This window comes from Nostoc sp., from assembly GCF_036917935.1.
Classification (GTDB): Bacteria; Cyanobacteriota; Cyanobacteriia; order Cyanobacteriales; family Nostocaceae; genus Nostoc.
Genome location: NZ_JBALEL010000002.1, coordinates 193,188 through 213,643, shown reverse-complemented (window position 1 = coordinate 213,643; position 20,456 = coordinate 193,188). Strand labels below are relative to the sequence as shown.

Here is a 20,456-nt window from a genome sequence, read left to right as displayed (position 1 = left end):
TGATTGCGAATTAAACCCATGCAAAAGCTAACTCCTTTCTTAATTAGCGGCCTATTAATCTTCGGTGTTGCTGCTTGTGATAACGCTTCTAAAACAAGTGAATCTGCACCCAATAATCCTAACGAAGCTCCCCAAACACCGACTGCAAAAACCACAGAAGCTTCTCAACAAGACGCACAAAGTGAAGTTCGCAGAAAACAAGCTAATTCTGATATTCGCGCCCGCGAACAGCGCAATAATACCACGGGTGGCGATACAACAAGAGCCAAAGGTGACTTAGCAAGTGAAGTTCGCTCCAAGTTGGAGGTTAATATACCCAAGAGCCAATTAACAGTTAATGCCGCCGATGGTGGGATTGTGACTGTCTCAGGAACTGTCAGCAATCAGCAGGAGTTGGCTAAAATTGAAAAATTAGCTAAGCAAATTAAAGGTGTCACTAGTGTAGTTGTTAAAGCAACAGTTGCCCCACCAAAGAAGTAAGGCAGCTAACAACAAATCCAAATGAGTAGGTAGGCGTAAATTAGATTTAAATGCTCCTGCTCAGTCTGAGTGGTCAGTTAGACTTATTACTGACCACTCAGAATTGACAACTGATGACCTTAATAACTATATTTATTGATGCTCAGTTCAGTTATACAAAGTCTTGTAGTTACCGAAAATAAAAACTATGGAAACGGAACAACAGCAAAGTGAATCCATCAATGCTTCCTTATCACAAGGTACGCTAGCACTTGAAGGTACTGATACGCTAAACCTGCCAAAGTTACCACCAGCATCTGAGCCTGAATCTCAATGGCAGCATATTAGCAGACAAATTTCTCAATTTTTGGAGCAACTGCCCGAATACTTAAGTGGCTTTTTTAAGGATTACAAGCAGCCTCTAATAACCGTTGGTTTAATTTTGACGGCGATTATTACAGCTAAGGTAGTGCTAGCAGTACTGGATGCAATCAATAATATTCCACTCCTCTCACCACTCTTTGAGTTAGTTGGAATTGGTTACGCCAGTTGGTTCATTTTCCGTTATCTATTGAAGGCTTCTACTCGGCAAGAATTAGCTGATGAAATTCAATTACTGAAAAACCAATTTGTGGGCGGGTAAATTTACCAACCATTAAACTAGGATTTACGCAAGCAAATAGAACTCGCAGCTACACAAACTCTTGTCCACCCCTGCGGACTAAGAAAAAATTGAGAGCTTGAAACCCACACAGTTGGGTGAAGCCTCGTGTAGTTGCGGTTTCTAACTGCCCTTTTAATGTTAAATTAGACCTCTTGCATAAATCAAAAATAAAGAACCCCACCCCGCATTTGAGTAAAGCAAACGCTCGCCTCCCAAAGAGCGGGGAGGGGTTGGGGGTGAGGTATTATGGACTTTTGCAAGAGGTCTATTGACTTCGGCTACAACCCTAGTTCTAACCAATAAATGTGAATTAACAGTATTTAACCGGACTCTATCTTAGTATTTTGGATACATCAAAAGATAGAGAACATCAGATTATTTTTAAATTTAAGTCACTTCTGAAGATAGTAGCCCGGAGATAAAAAACAGCCTAATCTAGTTTTTGAAGTTATTTAATAGATTCTTTAACGAGGACATAAATTATGGCTAATGAAGCAGTTAATAGAGGTACAGATTCATCTGATCGAGCGGAAGTAGATACATACGATCGCGGGATTATCCCAGCTGAAACTGCTGCTCGAATGGAAAGAGAAGGAGATAAGTACAAAAAACTCCCCACAGAAGAAGGGGAGGCAGATGCACCTACGGATGACCAAACTGATCCAGAAAGTATACGCACCACTGACGGCTATACCGTGGACAAAGAAGGTTTGTCTAACAACTATGCAGTTGAACCGGAAATGTACTACGAAGTACCTGGTGATGCACGCAAACAAGCAGAAGAAGAAAAGGCAGCACGTATTGAAGAACTTGGAGAAATTAATCAGGACGAGGAAGGCAAGTTGACCGAAAAGGGTGACAGCCGCGGTAGAGGGCCAGGAATAATTTAATTAAGAACTATCCTTTTGCTGGGTGCAATTACACGTAAAAAGGCGAAATAGCTGGTTTGTAGAGACGCAATGATTGCGTCTCTACTTGTATGTATGGGTTAATATTTCGAGAAGTATGTTACTAGATAATCAGTGGCTCAATTTCACGATTATGCCATTGCCGCTGATGCCATTCGGCAACCAAAGGACGGACAATAAACTTAGGCTGTGCATCGCCTTTAACGTCAATGCGTAAACCTGAATAAGGTCGTCGCTTCTGAAAACCTTGACCGTTGCGACCGATGAAGAGATGCGATCGCGCCACTAATCTATTTTCATTCCCAAAAGTCTCCATCAAATCTGCTCCCTCAATCCGCTGGCGTCGCAAACTAAACCCGCTACCGCCACAAACAATCCAGTGGATATGAGAATCAGCGTGTCCCGTATCCATTGTTTCCAGGTGTTCCAAGCAGTGTGCGTGACCGTTTAAGACCAAATCGACCAAAGGACGGCCCTGAGTTAAGGAACCAATTTCTTTAGCTACCGCATCCAGGACACCACGCAAGCGATCGCGAATAATCAGAGTTTGTGCTTGTTGCCACTTCGTCGCCTCAGTTACATAAGGTGGATGATGGAAATAAATTATCCTTCCCCGAACTTCAGGATTATTCCAAGATTCAATTAATCTTTGCTTGAGCCACTCTAGTTGTTCAGTATCAGTCAGCGTTGTTTTATTAGTGGCTAGTTGCTTATCGATATCAACAATAATTTCTTCAATTTGTGACAGCTTGGCATGGAAGTCGTCTAATTGGTCAGCTTCATTAGGGTTTTCCGGGCGAAGTTTGGCTGAGGTTTCAATGATTTGCTGCTTTTCTTGCTCGAAATCTTCACGGCGTTTTTCTAAGAGTTTGCGATCGGCATCACCTTTTTTTGTTTTAGGCAGCGGTGGGGGATCGTTAAATGTATTAGAATCCAAAGCAAAGAAATCAATACCGCCATAACGAAAAGTGTAATAGCGATTGGGAAGGCGGGTAAAGTGCCCAGGTTGATAAGAAAGACAACGACCTGTATCTGTCTTGGCTGTGTAGTACTGATCTAAGTGACTGGCTAACTCTCCTGGAAGCTGAAACGCCTGAAGATAGTCGATAAATGCCTTTGCGTAAGCGTCACCGCATCCTGAGCCATGTAAGCCCACATCTAGGTCTAACCGCGATCGCAACAGGTGACGAATAGGTAATGTTGTTAGGGATGCCAAGCTCAATAAAATCGGCAAGTTATAGTAATCGTGATTTCCCGGCACAGGTAAAATGGGCAGCTTAAAAACCATCTGGTCATAAGCAATCCGTTTGCGATCCTCTGCGCCCAAGAGAAACTCTCGGTAAGGCTGGATGAAGTTCTGCTGGTAGTATTCACTCGACCCCACTAAATAGATCACGTCCCCGGTATGCAGCATAAAGCTGGATTCGCTGTGATGGGGCAACATCATTTCAGCCACCTTTCGCTGAGGATTGTGTCCCCGGTGCTTGCCGGAACCACTATCACCTACAACTAAAAATGAGAACTCAGAATTGTCTGTTTGACCATCTTCAAATACCAGCCGAGTTTGGTCGATGTTTCGTTCCACAATTAACGGATCTTGCCACCGTACCCGCTGATTCATTTTACGAATTTTGTTAGCGATCGCTGGATCAGATACAAGTTTCAATGCAACCTACTCCTGAATCTTTAATTGAAGGGGAGCAAAGGAGGAAGAATTTTAGATTTTAGATTTTGGATTTCAGATTGAAATTTAATCCCAAATAGTCAATCCAAAATCTAAAATTGAATTGCCCCATGCTCTCATCCTTCTGCTGTATTTTTCATCTCAATAGTCAGATTAGGGAGTCCCTCTAGTTTTTCGGTAGGCTCAACTTCTTCTACTAATGGCACAAAAATTCTTAAACCTGCTGGTACACACTTAATTTCTACAGGTGTTGTGCCCACTATTTCACCATCTAGAACAACTTTTTGTGGTGGCTCAGTCGTAATTTTAAATTGTTTGGCTCGCAGGAAGCCAATATCATCCCGGTCTACGGCATTACCTGTAGAAGCCGTTTGAAATAGATGAAATGTGGCTGCGATCGCTCCTGCCTTGTTAACTGAAGCGACAATGGTTAAATCTAGTAATCCATCATCATAAATCAGACCTGCTGGGCCTTGAGCCAAAACGGAAGTAGGAGGCGCGGCATTTGCTACCGTTACCGCACAGGCACTAGTTTTAATTATCCTGTCTTCAGTTTCAATTTCAACATCAAAGTTTTTTAAGTTTCTCAGTTGCTGGATTCCTGCCAAGACGTAGGCCATCATTCCAAAGCGATTCTTGGCGTCTCGGTCTGCCAATTCTACAGTTTCAGCTTCAAAGCCAATACCTGCCAAGAGTACCATTGGCTGATCGTTGCAATAGGCTACGTCTACAAGGCGGGTTCCTCCTTGCAAAATTGTCTGACACGCATCTGCGATCGTGTCAGGAATTCCTAAAGCTGTAGCAAAAGCGTTTGCTGTTCCTCTGGAAATGATCCCGAATGGGATATCAGTACCTACAAGAGCCGCCGCTGCTGCTGAGAGAGTGCCATCTCCCCCGGAAGCAATGATTGCATCTACCCCTCGCTCTACCGCTGCATAGGCCAGTTCGTCAGCGTCGATTTCTTCAGTTGTGAGATAAATATCTAGGTCAATATCTGGCTCTAATATTGCCCGAATTTCTGCCAGTTCTATTTCTGGGTCGCCCTGACCCGCAACAGGATTGAAGATGAGACAGGCGGAACGATTCATAAGGCGTAACAACTAAGCTTGGATCATTAACGAAGATACCAAATTATTCTTAGCATTCCTGTAAATTTTCGACTTCCCTTTTGGGGCTGAGTTTTTTAGATATATTGACCAAGTTCGGTGCGATGTGCGATCGCTATTGTAAGCGATCGCAACATCCTCAACTGATAAAAAAGGTACAAAGGTGATTTATACGATTATTTATAAGTAAGTAGGTGGGAAAATTTACAAGTATGTCATTGCGAGTGTAACGTTCGCCTCCGGTCTCCAAGAGTTGCAATCACAAGGACTTTCACAGTTTTACATTTTGTTACATAGTTAGATTAATTCGTGCCTACCTACTTAGATGATTTTAAGAGGATGTTTTAAAAGTTCTCTGGTCGGTAGCAAAACGTTTTAGATCCTCCTAAATCCCCCGATAAATTGGGGGACTTTGATTCCGGTTCCCCACAATTTATCGGGAGGTTAGGGGGGATCTAGAAGTGCCTAAAATTACAGTCGAACACTTTTAAAACATCTCTAACAGGCTTGCTCACTCTACTTTCATCTTTAACCAGCCAAATACCTGTTCAACTGTCAACTCTAAGAGGATGTTTGAAAAGTCCTATTGTCGGTATCAAATAGTTTTAGATCCCCCTAAATCCCCCGATAAATTGGGGGACTTTGATTCCGGTTTCCCCCTTTTTAAGGGGAGCCAGCGCGGTCTTCTCTACGAGACGCTAAAAGCGATAGCGAAGCGGTAGCGAGTCATCGAGCGTCTGGGGTCTCCCCAAGTGGAGCGACTGGCGTGGGTTAGGGGGGATCAAAGTGCCTAAAATCACAGCCAAATACTTTTCAAACAACCTCCAAATCAACACCATCTAGAACAGTCAAGCTATCTTCTCTATGACAAAATTCTGGTTGTTCATCTGGTTTAAATACAAGAACTGAGCGGTCATCACGATCAATCAACCATCCTAGCTGACAACCATATTTTAGGCAGTGCAAAATATTGCTTGTAACTCGATTCAGTTTATCAACCTTTGCACTAGCTGCATACAACAAGGCGATCGCCTAGAAAATTCCTTTTCCCCATTCCCCACTCCTTTTTATTATTTTAGGACTTACGCATTGACAGACATAACCAAATGTGAATTACCTCTCGTTACAAGGCTCTGCCTGGGAAAGAGGCAGGGCAAGACTTTTATCTTAAGAAGCTGGATATGCAGATGATGCTCAATTTTTAAAGTGCGTAAGTCCTATATCTGAGATTCCTCAAACCAGCTTTTGGTAAAGAATTGTAATCTAAAATCCCAAATCCAAAACCCAAAATTGGTATGAGTCCCTGACTACGGTAGTCTAGATGAGAGTGAATTTATCGCCTGCGATATTATATTGTTTTATGACTTCAGTAGTTTCTAGTCCCCCACGCACTATTCGGATTGGTTCACGCAAAAGCCAACTTGCTCTGGTTCAAACCTACTGGGTACAAGAGCAACTCAAGAAAAGCTTTCCTGATATCACTTTTGAAGTCCACACCATGTCTACCCAAGGCGATAAAATCTTGGATGTAGCATTAGCTAAGATTGGCGATAAAGGACTTTTTACTAAAGAACTTGAAGTCGGAATGCTCAATCAGGAGATTGATTTTGCCGTTCATTCCCTCAAGGATCTGCCGACTCACTTACCAGAAGGGTTAACGCTAGCAGCAATTACTGAACGGGAAAACCCAGCAGATGCATTAGTAGTGCATGAAAAGCACAAAGATAAACAAATCGATACCTTGCCAGAAGGTGCGGTAATTGGTACATCTTCTCTACGGCGGTTGGCACAGTTACGCCACCATTTCCCCCACTTTAGCTTTAAGGATGTGCGGGGAAACTTAATTACACGGTTGGCAAAACTGGATGCAGGCGAATATGATGCCCTAATTTTGGCAGCAGCAGGGTTAGAGAGATTGGGAATGAGCGCTCGCATTCATCAAATTATCCCCAACGAAATCTCCCTCCACGCCGTTGGACAAGGTGCTTTAGGGATAGAATGTCGGGCTGATGATAGTGAATTGCTATCTCTACTCAAAGCGATCGAACATCCCCAAACACGCGATCGCTGTCTCGCCGAACGATCTTTTCTACGCTCTCTAGAGGGCGGATGTCAAGTACCTATCGGTGTAAATACAGAAATATATGGTGATAATTTGACTTTAACAGGGATAGTCGCCAGTGTCGATGGTCAAAAGTTCGTAAAAGATACCGTCACTGGAATTGCCAACAACGCCGAAGCGCTAGGCATAGAACTAGCAGAACTGTTGCGTCAACAGGGAGCGCAAGAAATTTTATCAGAAATTTTTGCGGTGATTCAGCGCGGTTCTTAAGCAATTGGGCAAGCCGATGTGATTAGATAAGAATTGATCGCCGTTGCACAAAAGGTGTGCAGACGCGATAAATCTCTTTGGTCAGAATTGATCATAGAGTTAATTTGACAATATAGACTCAGGGAAGCAAAAATTACCATGCGGATTCTATTTGTTGCAGCAGAGGCAGCACCCATTGCCAAAGTAGGAGGAATGGGTGATGTTGTTGGGGCATTACCCAAATTTCTGAGAGAAATGGGGCATGATGTGCGGATATTCTTGCCTTACTATGGCTTCCTGCCAGACAAAATGGAAATTCCCAACGAACCCATCTGGCGGGGATCTGCTATGTTCCAGGAATTTGCTGTTTATGAAAGCATTCTGCCTGGTACTGATGTTCCCTTGTATTTATTTGGACATCCCGCCTTCCTACCCCGCCACATTTATTCTGGAGATGGTGAAGACTGGCGGTTCACATTGTTTTCTAATGGTGCAGCCGAGTTTGCCTGGAATTACTGGAAACCGGAAATTATCCATTGTCACGATTGGCATACGGGGATGATTCCCGTGTGGATGCACCAAGATCCTGATATCAGCACAGTATTTACCATTCATAATCTGGCTTATCAAGGGCCGTGGCGTTGGTATTTAGAGAAAATTACTTGGTGTCCCTGGTATATGCAAGGACACAATGTAATGGCGGCGGCGGTGCAATTTGCCGATAAGGTAAATACAGTTTCGCCCACATACGCCGAGCAAATCAAGACACCTACTTACGGTGAAACATTAGAAGGTTTGCTGTCCTTTATTAGCGGTAAATTATCTGGGATTATCAACGGTATTGATACTCAGGTTTATAATCCCGAAAATGACAAATACATTGCTCAAACTTTTACTGCTGATACTTTAGAAAAACGCAAAGCCAGCAAAATTGCTTTGCAAGAAGAAGTCGGATTAGAAGTCAATTCTAAAGCCTTTTTAATTGGGATTGTGACCCGATTAGTCGAACAAAAAGGCATTGATTTGATATTACAAATCCTCGATCGCTTCCTATCTTATACAGATGCCCAGTTTGTGCTGTTGGGGACAGGCGATCGCTACTATGAAACTCAGATGTGGCAATTAGCATCGCGCTTTCCCGGACGCATGGCAACTTACTTACTGTATAACGATGCCCTGTCTCGCCGCATCTACGCTGGTACTGATGCCTTCTTGATGCCTAGTCGTTTTGAACCATGCGGTATTAGCCAAATGATGGCTTTACGCTACGGTTCTGTACCGATTGTCCGCCGCACAGGTGGATTAGTTGACACCGTAACCCATTATGACCCCGAAAATACCGTAGGTACTGGTTATTGCTTTGATCGCTATGAACCGCTAGACCTTTTCACCTGTATGATTCGGGCTTGGGAAGGCTTCCGTTTCAAACCGCAATGGCAAGAACTACAAAAACGCGGCATGAGTCAAGATTTTAGTTGGTATCAATCTGCCAAGCAATACGTGAAGTTGTACAGATCAATTTACGGTTTGCCAGAAGAAGAGGAGACACCAGAACCAAAGTTAGTTTTAAACAAAGCAGTCACCAGTAGTAAATCCTGATCTGCCTAAATAATTACTTTTTGAGACTCGTGAGAGCATTTTTCAGATTAGCCTGAAAATGTGACTCATGAGTTTTTTTGTTTCAGATACTTACCAATTTGACAAATCTAATTTCCTGAACAGTCAATACCGTTCAGTGAAGCCCAAATCCTTAGAGGATGTCTGAAAAGTTTTTTTGTATACATTTAACCCTTGGAGATCCCCCTAAATCCCCCTTAAAAAGGGGGACTTTAAGACTCTTATTCCCCCCTTTTTTAAGGGGGGTTAGGGGGGATCGATAAGTGCCCAATATCACAGCCGACCACTTTTCAAACAACCTCTTAGGGGGTTGGGTGTGGGGTTCTTGTATCTCACTCAAGCGAGAACCGCTATAAAGCTCACAATTATCTGTGCTGGAAGCGATCGCTTGAGTCCATCTGCTGTATATTTCTTGACGCGGCAGATAATTTATATGATAGTATACCTCAGTCAGTTAATTGAAACCATAGCAAATCGAATCAGCAAAGACGATCTAAGTCAAATTAACTCGGAGTACTTCCAATTTCTAAATCAGGAGAAGTTGGTGAAAGTAGCACTACGTCTATATACCTTTGCTGTTGAACAATATTACCTCCTCCTATTCCTGCTACTTCTAAATTTGCTGCTTGGGCGAGAAAGTAAATAGTCACAAAACCTCTGGCATTTACTGATTTAAATTATTTGTTTAGTTCCTAAAACTAACCCTAGAAATATCATGAACAAAAAATTAAATTTGCTACAAGTATATCGCGGTCTCGCTGCTGTACTGGTAGTTTTAACCCACGGAAATTTAATACTTTCTCGTGAAATGCACCAAGGTGATTTATTACAGATATTTCATTTCGGTTGGATAGGCGTGGATTTTTTCTTCGTCCTCAGTGGATTTATTATATTTTATATTCATCAATCTGATATAGGCAAACCGAATAAGTTGAAGTCTTTCATATTTAAAAGATTTATCCGCGTATATCCATTATATTGGAGTATTTTAAGCATCAAAATTCTAGTTTCTCTATTTAATACTAATAAAGATAGCATTTATCAGCGAAGCCCAGACGAAATTATCAAGGCTATTTTGTTGCTACCTCAAGACCATTCTATTCTAGAGACTACTTTTATTGGTGTCAGTTGGACGCTTAGTTATGAAGTTTTTTTCTATTGTATATTTGCTCTACTAATATTGAAAAATACAAAAATTTCCCAGTCGATAATTGTTGCTTGGATAATTGGCATAATTCTCAATCTTTTAAATTTATTACCAATCGGCGAAAGTTTTCTGGTTGGGTTTATATTTAACGAACGTAATCTAGAGTTTGTGCTGGGTTGTTTAGCTGCCTATACGATATCTAAATACCAATTTAAGTTTGCAACATCATTAATTTACGTTTCAATTTTTCTGTTAGTTGTATCAGTTATAAATACAAAATATCAGGAATTTGATGTTTCAGGTATCCCCTCATTAATAGCTTATGGTATTCCATTTACGCTCTTGATTATCGGATCTGTTTATTTAGAACTATCAAAGACAGTAAATATACCACAAATTCTAATTTATATAGGGAATGCGTCTTATTCTATATATTTAACGCATGGTTTTTTCTTAGGTAATATAGTTAAAGTTTTTACTAAGTTTGCAGATAAACTTAATATATACTTAATTCCAAATGCCAACATATATTACAATGTTAGTGCATTTCTAATTGTTATACTAGCAGTAGTTATGGGATGCGTAATCCATTCTTATCTGGAAAAGCCATTAATTACACATCTAAGGAAAAAGGTATTTACCCAAATTAGCTGAGACTGCTAATTATAGCGTTTCCTGATCATACAAGGTACATCATAGTCCCCTCCTTGCTTGCTCTTAGGGGGTTGGGGGTGGGGTTCTTGTACCTCACTTAAGCGAGAACCGCTATCAGGTTATCTCTTAAAGGTTTAATAAGTAATCAAGCGGACATTATATAACTCTTGACTATGGTAATTTTAGATTTTTAATTTCTGATTTAAATAAAAATCTAAAATTGATTAAATGATTTCTAACTATCAATTGCTCGTCGCTTTCGCCTTAATTAACCAGTCAGCATCGCGATCGCAAATTTCCCGACCGGACGAGTCTCCTAAGCGGTCTAGTGCTAATAAACAAGCGTATTTCAAGTCCCAAATTGGTGTATTGAGGCAAATTTTGATTTCAGGAATTGCTCGTGAATCACCCAATTCGCCAAGAGCGATCGCACACGCTGCACGGGATTTCTGAAACTGAGGTTCGCGGTTATGCAGGTTTTCTACTAATAAATCGTAGGCGGGAGCATATTTTAGCCAGCCAAAAAGTTTCATGACATGATAATGGGCACCATAGTCGTTATATGCTTTATCGCCATAAGTTACTAAAAGTGCTGCTGGTGCTTCTTGTGAATAGAAATCCAGTAAGGTTTTTGTCGCTAAATAGCAGCGCCCAAAATCGGTTTCGTAGAGTTCGTTAATCACAAAATCTAGAACAGGCCTAGCATCATACTCATGTACTAGATCGAGGTCGTTGGGATGATCGTAGAGTACTTGCTCTAAGTAAGGTTGAATTTCTGTAAAGGTAATTTCTCCACTGGGAACGCCAGCATCCAAAAGCATCCGCAATCCTCGCAACCGAAACACCAGAGATACAGGACAACGGGCAATTTCTGGGATGGCTTTGTAGTAGCGTGAATCAATCAGGTCTTGAATACAACCACGCCGGGCATTGACACTAGAACTTTGCAGCAGCGCCATCACCTCAGTAATTTGGGAGTAGTCACCTGTAAAGCGACAAACTGTAGCGATCGCCGCACTACGGGTAGGTTCATCCTCAACTTGGGTAAATTTGCATACACGCTCTAGGGACGGCTGATAGTCAGCATTAGCTAAAGTATGAATAATGACTCGATAGATTTGACCTGATTTATCTAGCAGTTGCGCTACTTCTTCGAGAATTTCTGGATCTTTAGTCCCAATTTCCCCGATCGCCCACACAGTATTCTCAACTGTATAAATATCATCATCTTTAAGGCACTGCCGAATTATCGGTAAAGCTGATTCGGCCTGCAATCGCCCCAGACTTTCTACAGCTTTGCGTCGAACAATGCGGTGGTCTAACTCATTAGGGTTACTGGTTTCAATCGCCCGCACCAAAGCTGCGATCGATTGCTCAGTGGGGAAGTTAATTAGATGGGAAACAGCAATATACTTATCAGAAGCGTCTTCGAGTTGTTCTAGTGGTGTATCGATAATTGCGATCGCTTCATCTTCTGTTAGCCCAAACATTTTAAAAAAACGTTTATCCATTGATCTGTAAATGGTTCTTGGATAATTTTAGAGATCACTTTTACTATCGTACTAGGGAGTGGCGACTGGGGATTGGGGATTGGGAAATAGCGGTAAATTCTATTTGGGGATTGATTGAAGCATCAAAAGCCTCTACGTAGCTATTTGAGGATAAGAGGAACAAATATGAGTGATTATTTAGATGACTACGAATTTAATAACCTGGATTTTTACAGAAAAAATCATGGGTTACAGCTTTATTACAACTGGTCTGGGGAAATTTGGTGGCAAGAAACACCAGAAAAATCAAAAGAAAAATTGTTCTCTATTATTGGGATGAATGCTACCAAAGTATTTATCAAGCCCGATCCTGAACATGGTGAAGTCGGGTATCGCATCAATAGAGAGTTGGGTTTATTTTGTGACCCAGATACGCAAGAGATTTTGCACTTTTGGAAGTCACCAACAGCGAGTCAACCAGTACCAGTAGTACACATTGCTAACCGCATTGTCCAAGGTTCAGTCAAACCAAAGAAATTTGTCATACCCAAAGGCAGGGGATATATTACCTCTGTCATGGAAATTCCTTTAGAATACCCGCATCCCTTAGCAGGAGATAGTAAATATTCAGACTATTGCCCTGGAGAAAAGTTTAAGGGAGTTGAGTACTTTATCTCAAATACTTGCCGACCTGATGCGACTGAAGTCCCTGCTGCTAAATGGGCAAGGGACTGTCCTTGGTTGCCGTGGATGAAGTTAGGATATGCTCATCCAGCTAAATTAAGATTTGAAACCACAATATTTAGAGTAGATTCTTTTGAGCAGCTTCATCCTAGCTTAGTCAACCTGGTAAGGGAAAAAGTACCAATTTATGAATTTACGCCAACAGAAAGCGATGAGCCAAATGTCACGAGCATTCAATACTTTAAGAAAAACTTTGAGTCCTACTTGCGAGGAGATATTTTTCCACTAGAGGAAACCTCTTGAGCGGTTTTTGCACGGTGCTAAATCATGCTGCGTGATGTCTACGACGGGTTACGCCTACGCACTTTCAATCTAAAAAGCCTAAAAGACTGATCAGAAATTGGATCTAAGGCTGTAGTTGGGTTGAACTTTTAAAGATTTCCGTCAAAAAGCTTTACCAGTGGTAACGCGATCTGAGAAGATCAAAATATCTGCATTTGTCAGCTATTAGTTAGTTGCCACTTGCTAATTGTTCAATTTTATGTAACAGCTAAGTGCTGGTCTTTAGCGAATAACCAAGATACAAACGATAGTCGAACACTGATCGCACATCATTCATATAAACACGCATTTAGGAAACAAAACTTATGGATGAAATCTCAGAACTCACAACAACCAATAACGTAACCGATCAAGATGTAGCAGAAGTGATTGCAGAACTTGAGCAGTATCGGGAACGTCTAGTTCAAGAAACTACGGAAACAGCAAAACGAGCTAAGTTGATGAGAGTAAGCGTCATGGCAAAACTGGAGCCTGAGCTTGCCAAGATTGATTCTGCTCTCCAGGAACTCCGTAATCAACAGGCTGCCCTGAGTGTCAGCAACTAGTCATTCCTCTTGATAATTTAAATAGAAGTTATATGCTCAACTCCGAAACTCAATCCGGGGCGGATTCGTTAAATCTGTCCCATGATGAAACCGATGCTTTATTTCAAGTGGTGAGTGAGCAATTAGGCTTAAACACCTTTAATCCCGATGACCAAAAGCTACTCAAGCGGATGGTTGAGAGTATGGGGGATTCACGGGGCATGGTTAGGTTGAGTTTTGCAGAGGCTTTGGGTAAAATCGGGAAACCAGCCACCCCTTTATTGATGGAAGCTGTGGCAAATCACCCCAACCCAGTTGTGCGGAGAGCCAGCGCCAAAACCCTGACACTCATTGCTGACCCGATCGCAGTTCCCACTTTGGTCAACGCCCTCTTAAATGATCAAGATACAGTGGTCAAAACCTCGTCGGTGGGGGGGCTTGCCAAAATAGGTGAGGCAGCTGTACCAGCATTGCTGAAAATCTTAGCGTCAACTGAGTATCCAGAAAGTGCCAAAGGACATGCGGTATGGGCGTTGGGATTTATTGGGGCAGAGGCGAAAGAGCATTTATATCGAGAGATTAACTCAGACTCGGCTGAAGTTCGGGCTGCTGTGGTGGGTGCGATCGCTAAAATTGCTCAAGAAGGCACCCAAGAAGGAGCATTTAATATTTTAATTAACGCCCTCACCGATCGATCTGAAATTGTGCGGTGTGAAGCAGCAGCAGCTTTGGGTAGTTTGACCTATCGACCAGCAATTCCTAACCTCGTCGAGTTACTGCATCATGCCGATTGGGAAACTCGAAAAGCGGCGGCTCTGGCATTGATGAAAATTGGCGATGGTGCTGCATTAGAACCTCTGCAAGCCGCATTAACCGAGGAAGAAGAAGCGGGGGTTCAGGCAGTGATTAAGTTGGCGATTTCTCAAATTGAAAGACAGTTAGAGGAAGAAGGTTGGGAATAAGGCGATGGACATTTCCAACTTGACATTTCCCTCTCTTTTTGAGAGTATTTAATTAGCAATTAGTTTTTTGTTAATTGATGAATATAGACAAAGAACGTAGAGACAAATGCATCTGATTGCGATTCGTAACCTCCGCATTGATGCTGCCCAGTACCCTGATGTCAAAAAGCAAGTTGACAACTGGTACGCAACCGTCAACAAAGTGGAATGGCAGAATTTGGAGGACGTTAGTCAGATTTATCGGGATGCTGAAGCGGTTGGAAATTTTACTGTCTTTAACATCAAAGGGAATGAATACCGTCTGATTGTCGGTATTGACTACGAAAACCAAACGGTTTATTACAAATACTTTCTAACTCATGCCGAATATAACAAAGGTAAATGGAAAAATGACCCTTACTTTTGACCAAACTGCTTATAGTAGTTTACTAGCTGAAGTCGCTCCCAAGGTGATTGAGACGGAAGAAGAGTACGATCGCGCCCTAGCTGTAGCAGAGCGCCTAACATTTTGCAAAAACCGGACTCCAGAAGAGCAAGCTCTGCATAAGCTGATAGTAACCCTGATTGAAGCGTATGAGGCACAGAACTATCCAATGGATGAATCTGCACCGCATGAAATTCTCCAACATATTATGGAAGTCAGTGACACCCGTCAAGCGGACTTGGTGGGCATCATCGGGTCGAGCGGCGTGGTGTCTGAAGTTGTGAACGGTAAGCGGTCGATTAGTAAGGCACAAGCTAAGGCACTCGGAGAGTACTTCAAGATGAAACCCAGTCTGTTCATCTAATGTATCCGCCCTATTGGGATTGATAAAAGTAGTTGTAAGAGCGATCGCTACCGTCTTTTATATTTAATCACCTGATCTAATCGAGGCAAAGCACTCACCGCTGACTCTCGAACATACGGATCAACAGATTGATCATTTGTCAATGCCGTCAGCACTTCCACCCCTCGGCTATCACCCATCGAACCGAGCGCATTGACGATCGCCACAGCCACCGCAACATTATCTATTGTTTTCAGAGCTTCAGTCAAAATCTCAAAGGCAGGAGAACCAATCTCACCCAGCGCCATCACGGATGCAATATAAACAACAGCATTTGGGTCATTGAGCGCTGTTTTCAATCCCTGTAAGCCTTCAGTTGGGAAGGGAACATCGGGATGATTAGCAGCAACCTGTGCCAGAGCCTTAGCACAACTACCCCGAATGGTCGCATTATCGCTATTTACTAATGACTCTACCAGTACCGATACAGCGTCTATACCAATAGCACCCAGTGCCTTTACCGCAGATCGACGGTAGGTGACATCTTCTTCATCTAAAATACCCATCAGCCGGGGAATGGTATTTTCATCACGGACATCAGCCAGTTCCCAGATGGCTCGTTCCCGGAGATTGGGGTTGGGGTGTTTCAATTGTTCAAATAGAGAATCTATTGTCATAAAAGAAAATTTCCTTGTTTAAATCCCCCAAGTTCAGTGATGAATTACGAATTACGTTAGCGTAGCGCTAGCGAATCCGCGTACTCTTACAGACAAGTAAGCTACGCTTTTAGCGTCTGCTAGAGAGCGTCATTACGAATTATTAACAACTGAGGGACTCTTGGTCAATCACTCAACCTGATACAGGCAAAGCAACAGACTGAGAGTCCCTGAGTTTTAGAGTATGACGATCGCTCGTCTACAGCTAGTCAATCCCTATTACTATGAAAGGGAGTTGATTACGTAGTCGAGAAGAGAGCGGAACTCAACCAACGCTTGAGGAGACAAGTCGCGAGGAGAGCAAGCGCGATCGCGAGTATAAGTCAACGCGGTAACGTAGGGAGCGGTGGGCAGACCCAAAGAGCGATAAACTTCACGAGCACCTGCAATACCCCACTCATCCAGAGGGCCAGTTCCGCCCACAACTAAGCTGTAGTTGATCAAGCGTAGGTAGTGCTTGATGTCGCGGAGGCACTTGTCTTTCTTGACTTGGGTAGCGCCAGCTTCACCTTCTTGGGTCAGGTAAGGATATTTCTTGAAGGCAGCATCATAAGCTTCCTTAGCTACGTTTTCGATACCAGAAGCTAGCTTTTCAGCTGCTTCTAGACGAGCATTAGCACGCTGAATGCTACCTTGAACGGATTCTAGATCAGAACTGCTGGGAAAACGGCCTGCTGCATCAGCAGATCCAATAACTGTAGTGATAACTGATTTCATTGCTTTTTATACTCCAGATTAGATTTGATCGAGTTTTAATTTCAGTTTGCTTGGCTAATAGCCTTTAGCCATGAGCGATTAGCTCAAAGCAGAAATAACGCGATCGAAGTAGCTAGCAGCTTCAGCAGCTAAAGCAGAGCAGTCGCCTTGAACAACTTCTTGTTTGCGGAACTTTTTACCAGCGTTAGCTTCGGTGTTGGTGTTGGTGATGTGAGCGACGCTGATAGCCTTCAGGATTTGGAAAGCCCGTACAGAAGAGCCAGTGGGTACGCCCAAAGCTGTGTAGGTTTCTTTCAGACCGTTCAAAGCACGATCGTCCAATACGGAAGAATCACCAGCTAACAGTGCATAAGTTACATAGCGCAGAACGATTTCAGCATCACGCAAGCAAGCAGCCATCCGGCGAGTGGGATACAAGTTACCACCAGCTTGAAGCAAACCTGTATTTTCACAAGCAATCCCAGCAATGGCATCAGAAACCGCACAGCTAGCGTTGCTGGCGATCGCATTCACTGCATCAAGGCGCTTGTTGCCTTCAGCGATGAAAGACTTAAGGGCTGCCAAGTCAGCACCACCGATAGGAGCGGTTTTGGCATCAGCCGCAATTACAGCTCTGGAAAAAGCATCAAGAACCATGAGTTCTCCTTAATATTCACAAATGGCGGATATTATTTCTGGCGTGTTCTCGATCAGATTAACTGTGAGTAGCCAAAGAAAAACATAGGGGATCATTAGTACCCTAGTCTTTACTATGAGAGACAAAGTAATAATCTGTAATATTTACCTATAATTTGGCTGTCCTGATAAAAAAGTCAAATTTAGTCTAAATTGGGCAAAAAATTAAGACTTACGCTTTTTAATGGAACTCTGCCATTGCGTAAGTCTTAAGGAAAAAATATTGTTTTTTTTACTCGATCAAGCTTGTCTTAATAGATGTTTGACCAAATTATCTTTCACCATCATCTGCCGTAAAACCTCTAGCAAAAATTCTTGAGCTTCTTGTTGACTCAAATTTTTTACCTGGTCTTTCAAATTTTGTAAGCGAAACTGTTGCTCTAAGGTTAATTCGACAGGTAAGTCCATCATTCACTCCTGTGATTGACTGAATCGAAGGGTATTTGTTGTTACTGGAAGGCGATCGCTTTTTACTACTTTAGCACTCCGCTATTAAAATGTCTATATTGTCAAGCTATAAGAAATCACACTCATAAAAATTTACAATTGGATCACGATACCTCTGTCTCTCCCTTTGTCGGGTGTTTATTGAAGCTGACCACTAATCGCTGTAATGTTTAGAATGTTTATATACCAACTACTCTAAAAAGAAAGAACTCGTAAAACATCATCCGCAGGAGCAATTAAGTAGGAGTCAGAAGATTGATAGACGCAATGGAATTTTTTCAGCTAAGTGCTGGTAAGTGGCGATCGCAACGTGCAACTCATCATCTGGCGTTCAAGCGCTCAGAGACGGGAGAATCGGATATACAGGTAGAAACTCTCGATGCGGATCATCCAGAAATCATTGAACTGTGCCAGTATCATGAGATTGACCCCAGCCTTTCAGTAGGTGGCTCGCGTGTGCGTTGGCTAGGTACTATGGCTTGGGATAGAGAGGGTGAGGATAATCATCAGGGGAAAACCATATTTGCGATCGTGCCTGATGGCGATAACCCCAGGGCGGGCAAATTACTCCGCGAAAGAGGTTACGCCGAAATTGTCCCTGTAGTCGGTCTTTTTCACATGGATGATGAAGATGGGCTAGTGCTGACAACCGAATACGAAACAATGAGTTCGATTGAGAGATTCTGGTTCGCCAGCCCCAATATGCGAATGCGAACCAGTACAGTCAAACGCTTTGGCGGCTTTAGCACGGCATCGTTTTGTAGTGAAACTCGGATTGAAACTTCTGTTGAGGCTGCCAGCACAGAAGAAGTAACAGAAAGACTTGGGGCGGATGTTCTGGAAAAAAGCCAGTTTTATTCCGTTTTGGGCTGGTGAATGATTCTTAAGCAGACCGATGCTTTTACTAGTGGCCGAGATTATCTGCATCGAGTACAGGGACTTGCCCTAGAGCCGGGTATGGTGGATGTGTTCGATAACCTACGCGATCGCATCCCCATTTGCATTTGGATCGGCGAGAATATTAACACCGTAAACGCTCAGATCAACACCTATCTAGAAGTTTGTCATGAGTGCTTTCATCCCCAAGAGCGTCGCCACATCCAAATTTTTGCAGTACCGATAGCTCAATCCTTCGGCATAGATGGGCTGTGCAACATTCTCACAAACCCAATCACTATTCTGATAGATGTCGGTCGAGTTGCACGTAGAGACTGGTTTGGTATAGTCGTCCATGAATACGCCCATGCTCATCTAGGAGACTTTGGTCACAATGAGCAGTTTGCTAGCATCCTATCTCATCTATGTTTGGGACTGGGATTGGAACCACCCTACTGGGAGACAGGGATGGAAGTAACTTTGCGTAGCTGGCCTCACTGTAAGTCAACCATAGATCCCCTGGAATTTTGGATAGGTCGCTGAAGGAGGCAGGAAGAGAAAAGGGGGACAAGGGGGACAAGGGGGACAAGGAAAATAACCATGCCCAATGCCCCACTTCCCATTAATTTCTTTTGCTAAATGTTAAAAATTATTGCTTCAGTCCAAAAAGGTGAAACTGAATCTCCTAATCTAAAATATGTGAACAAAGTTTTTTAGTCATTTACATCGTCATTAAGCTGGAAGTCCCACTCCCTATTTATTGATTAGCTATGAGTTGAATCCAGCAGGCTAATCGTCTATTCTACGAATACTGAAATCACCCTTAGTTAAGTTTCGTGAAAGTTTATCAGAATCTGAGGTTCTGATCCAACTACTCCCTTAATATGTGATTAAAAGTTGTTAACTTTAATTAAGAACATGGAGGCTTTAGAGTGGCAATTCCTCTGTTAGAATATGACCCTTCAAGTCAAAACCAGCGTGTAGCTGGGTATGAAGTGCCGGGTGATGAACAACCCAGGATTTTTACTACAGACAATATACTTTCTCCCTCAGATTTAGGTGATCTGATCGAAGCAGCATATCGTCAACTTTTCTTTTATGCCTTTGCTGCCGATCGCGAAACATATTTAGAGTCCCAACTCCGTAATGGACAAATTACAGTACGGGACTTTATTCGTGGGTTGGTGCTTTCGGATACCTTTAAGAGAAGCTTCTACGACCTCAACAATAATTATCGCTTTGTTGAGCAAGTAATTCAGCGGGTTCTCGGACGCGATCCATACAACGAGCGGGAAAAAATCGCTTGGTCAATTGTAGTCGCTACCAAAGGGATTGTAGGCTTTATTGATCAAGTGCTAAATACTGAAGAGTACCTGAGCAATTTTGGATACTCCACAGTGCCCTATCAGCGCCGTCGGATACTGCCATCCCAATCTGAGGGTGAGTTGCCATTCAACATCAAATCTCCGCGATACGAGGATTATCACCGTTCTAAACTGGGTTTCCCTCAAATCATTTGGCAGGTCGAAGTACGCAGATTCCTTCCACAAGAGCAAAAGCCCAAGGCTGGCGATCCAGCTCTATTCTTGTCTATGGCACAAAGTGTCAATGCAACTGGCAATGCGCCACAAAGAATCTCGTCGTTCAACATCGATATCGAAAAGTCTGTACCTTATCGGCAACTGGCAGGAATTAAATAACGATTT

General features: G+C 42.7%; 23 protein-coding genes. 14 read left to right on the top strand and 9 right to left on the bottom strand.

The features are described from left to right. The first annotated feature begins 18 nt into the window (after positions 1–18). From V7K62_RS01240 to V7K62_RS01230, 3 genes are all read left to right on the top strand, one after another. On the top strand, positions 19–480 hold the full coding sequence (locus V7K62_RS01240) for a BON domain-containing protein (protein ID WP_334860884.1): 462 nt from the start codon (positions 19–21) through the stop codon (positions 478–480). 187 nt (positions 481–667) lie between these two features. Beyond that, positions 668–1,102 carry a CAAD domain-containing protein gene (locus V7K62_RS01235; protein WP_334860882.1) on the top strand — a complete coding sequence of 145 codons (435 nt, stop codon included), beginning with the start codon at positions 668–670 and terminating at the stop codon, positions 1,100–1,102. A gap of 503 nt (positions 1,103–1,605) precedes the next feature. Beyond that, the gene (locus V7K62_RS01230; RefSeq protein ID WP_334860880.1) at positions 1,606–2,013 is read left to right on the top strand and encodes a hypothetical protein; all 408 of its coding nucleotides are present in this window, start codon (positions 1,606–1,608) and stop codon (positions 2,011–2,013) included. A gap of 121 nt (positions 2,014–2,134) precedes the next feature. On the opposite strand, the gene V7K62_RS01225 is transcribed toward V7K62_RS01230, so the two are convergent. The 3 genes from V7K62_RS01225 to V7K62_RS01215 form a co-directional block, all read right to left on the bottom strand. Then, positions 2,135–3,697: a metallophosphoesterase family protein gene (locus V7K62_RS01225; RefSeq protein WP_334860878.1), complete on the bottom strand. Its 1,563-nt coding sequence runs from the start codon at positions 3,695–3,697 to the stop codon at positions 2,135–2,137. 134 nt (positions 3,698–3,831) lie between these two features. Next, on the bottom strand, positions 3,832–4,803 hold the full coding sequence (locus V7K62_RS01220) for a YegS/Rv2252/BmrU family lipid kinase (protein WP_334860876.1): 972 nt from the start codon (positions 4,801–4,803) through the stop codon (positions 3,832–3,834). Between the two features lie 831 nt (positions 4,804–5,634). Continuing rightward, complete coding sequence (locus V7K62_RS01215) at positions 5,635–5,844, bottom strand: hypothetical protein (protein WP_334860874.1); 210 nt, start codon at positions 5,842–5,844, stop codon at positions 5,635–5,637. A 337-nt stretch (positions 5,845–6,181) separates the two neighbouring features. On the opposite strand from V7K62_RS01215, the gene hemC reads away from it, so the two are divergent. Then, positions 6,182–7,153 (top strand): hydroxymethylbilane synthase, encoded by a 972-nt coding sequence (gene hemC / locus V7K62_RS01210; protein WP_334860872.1) that lies wholly within the window; start codon positions 6,182–6,184, stop codon positions 7,151–7,153. 138 nt (positions 7,154–7,291) lie between these two features. Further along, positions 7,292–8,731 carry a glycogen synthase GlgA gene (gene glgA, locus V7K62_RS01205; protein WP_334860870.1) on the top strand — a complete coding sequence of 480 codons (1,440 nt, stop codon included), beginning with the start codon at positions 7,292–7,294 and terminating at the stop codon, positions 8,729–8,731. Between the two features lie 521 nt (positions 8,732–9,252). Here the strand turns inward: glgA and V7K62_RS01200 are convergent. Then, the gene (locus tag V7K62_RS01200) at positions 9,253–9,399 is read right to left on the bottom strand and encodes a hypothetical protein (RefSeq protein WP_334860868.1); all 147 of its coding nucleotides are present in this window, start codon (positions 9,397–9,399) and stop codon (positions 9,253–9,255) included. A 65-nt stretch (positions 9,400–9,464) separates the two neighbouring features. Here V7K62_RS01200 and V7K62_RS01195 point away from each other — a divergent pair, with 65 nt between their 5' ends. Continuing rightward, the gene (locus V7K62_RS01195) at positions 9,465–10,550 is read left to right on the top strand and encodes an acyltransferase family protein (protein WP_334860866.1); all 1,086 of its coding nucleotides are present in this window, start codon (positions 9,465–9,467) and stop codon (positions 10,548–10,550) included. 242 nt (positions 10,551–10,792) lie between these two features. Here the strand turns inward: V7K62_RS01195 and V7K62_RS01190 are convergent, their stop codons facing one another. Beyond that, a complete protein-coding gene (locus V7K62_RS01190) occupies positions 10,793–12,061 on the bottom strand; it encodes a HEAT repeat domain-containing protein (RefSeq protein WP_334860864.1) in 1,269 nt (422 codons plus the stop codon). A 165-nt stretch (positions 12,062–12,226) separates the two neighbouring features. On the opposite strand from V7K62_RS01190, the gene V7K62_RS01185 reads away from it, so the two are divergent. From V7K62_RS01185 to V7K62_RS01165, 5 genes are all read left to right on the top strand, one after another. After that, complete coding sequence (locus tag V7K62_RS01185; protein WP_334860863.1) at positions 12,227–13,027, top strand: DUF1838 family protein; 801 nt, start codon at positions 12,227–12,229, stop codon at positions 13,025–13,027. Positions 13,028–13,371: 344 nt separating this feature from the next. Next, positions 13,372–13,611 (top strand): hypothetical protein, encoded by a 240-nt coding sequence (locus tag V7K62_RS01180; protein WP_334860862.1) that lies wholly within the window; start codon positions 13,372–13,374, stop codon positions 13,609–13,611. 32 nt (positions 13,612–13,643) lie between these two features. Next, complete coding sequence (locus V7K62_RS01175; RefSeq protein WP_334860860.1) at positions 13,644–14,552, top strand: HEAT repeat domain-containing protein; 909 nt, start codon at positions 13,644–13,646, stop codon at positions 14,550–14,552. Positions 14,553–14,658: 106 nt separating this feature from the next. Next, positions 14,659–14,958 carry a type II toxin-antitoxin system HigB family toxin gene (locus V7K62_RS01170; protein WP_334860858.1) on the top strand — a complete coding sequence of 100 codons (300 nt, stop codon included), beginning with the start codon at positions 14,659–14,661 and terminating at the stop codon, positions 14,956–14,958. Further along, entirely contained in the window at positions 14,942–15,340 is a 399-nt protein-coding gene (locus V7K62_RS01165) for a helix-turn-helix domain-containing protein (protein ID WP_334860856.1), read from the top strand. Before V7K62_RS01170 ends, V7K62_RS01165 begins: the two co-directional genes overlap by 17 nt. 47 nt (positions 15,341–15,387) lie before the next feature. Here the strand turns inward: V7K62_RS01165 and V7K62_RS01160 are convergent, their stop codons facing one another. From V7K62_RS01160 to V7K62_RS01145, 4 genes are all read right to left on the bottom strand, one after another. Then, on the bottom strand, positions 15,388–15,996 hold the full coding sequence (locus V7K62_RS01160) for a HEAT repeat domain-containing protein (RefSeq protein ID WP_334860854.1): 609 nt from the start codon (positions 15,994–15,996) through the stop codon (positions 15,388–15,390). A gap of 261 nt (positions 15,997–16,257) precedes the next feature. Continuing rightward, positions 16,258–16,752 carry a bleomycin hydrolase gene (locus V7K62_RS01155; protein WP_334860852.1) on the bottom strand — a complete coding sequence of 165 codons (495 nt, stop codon included), beginning with the start codon at positions 16,750–16,752 and terminating at the stop codon, positions 16,258–16,260. A gap of 78 nt (positions 16,753–16,830) precedes the next feature. Then, the gene (locus V7K62_RS01150) at positions 16,831–17,388 is read right to left on the bottom strand and encodes a bleomycin hydrolase (RefSeq protein WP_289795383.1); all 558 of its coding nucleotides are present in this window, start codon (positions 17,386–17,388) and stop codon (positions 16,831–16,833) included. 279 nt (positions 17,389–17,667) lie between these two features. Next, positions 17,668–17,838 carry an NblA/ycf18 family protein gene (locus V7K62_RS01145; RefSeq protein WP_334860850.1) on the bottom strand — a complete coding sequence of 57 codons (171 nt, stop codon included), beginning with the start codon at positions 17,836–17,838 and terminating at the stop codon, positions 17,668–17,670. Positions 17,839–18,141: 303 nt separating this feature from the next. On the opposite strand from V7K62_RS01145, the gene V7K62_RS01140 reads away from it, so the two are divergent. From V7K62_RS01140 to V7K62_RS01130, 3 genes are all read left to right on the top strand, one after another. Next, complete coding sequence (locus V7K62_RS01140) at positions 18,142–18,750, top strand: phycobiliprotein lyase (protein ID WP_442937204.1); 609 nt, start codon at positions 18,142–18,144, stop codon at positions 18,748–18,750. Beyond that, positions 18,751–19,293, top strand: coding sequence for a hypothetical protein (locus V7K62_RS01135; RefSeq protein ID WP_334860848.1), 543 nt, complete (start codon positions 18,751–18,753; stop codon positions 19,291–19,293). Positions 19,294–19,682: 389 nt separating this feature from the next. Then, positions 19,683–20,450 (top strand): phycobilisome rod-core linker polypeptide, encoded by a 768-nt coding sequence (locus V7K62_RS01130; RefSeq protein WP_334860846.1) that lies wholly within the window; start codon positions 19,683–19,685, stop codon positions 20,448–20,450. Positions 20,451–20,456: the final 6 nt, after the last annotated feature.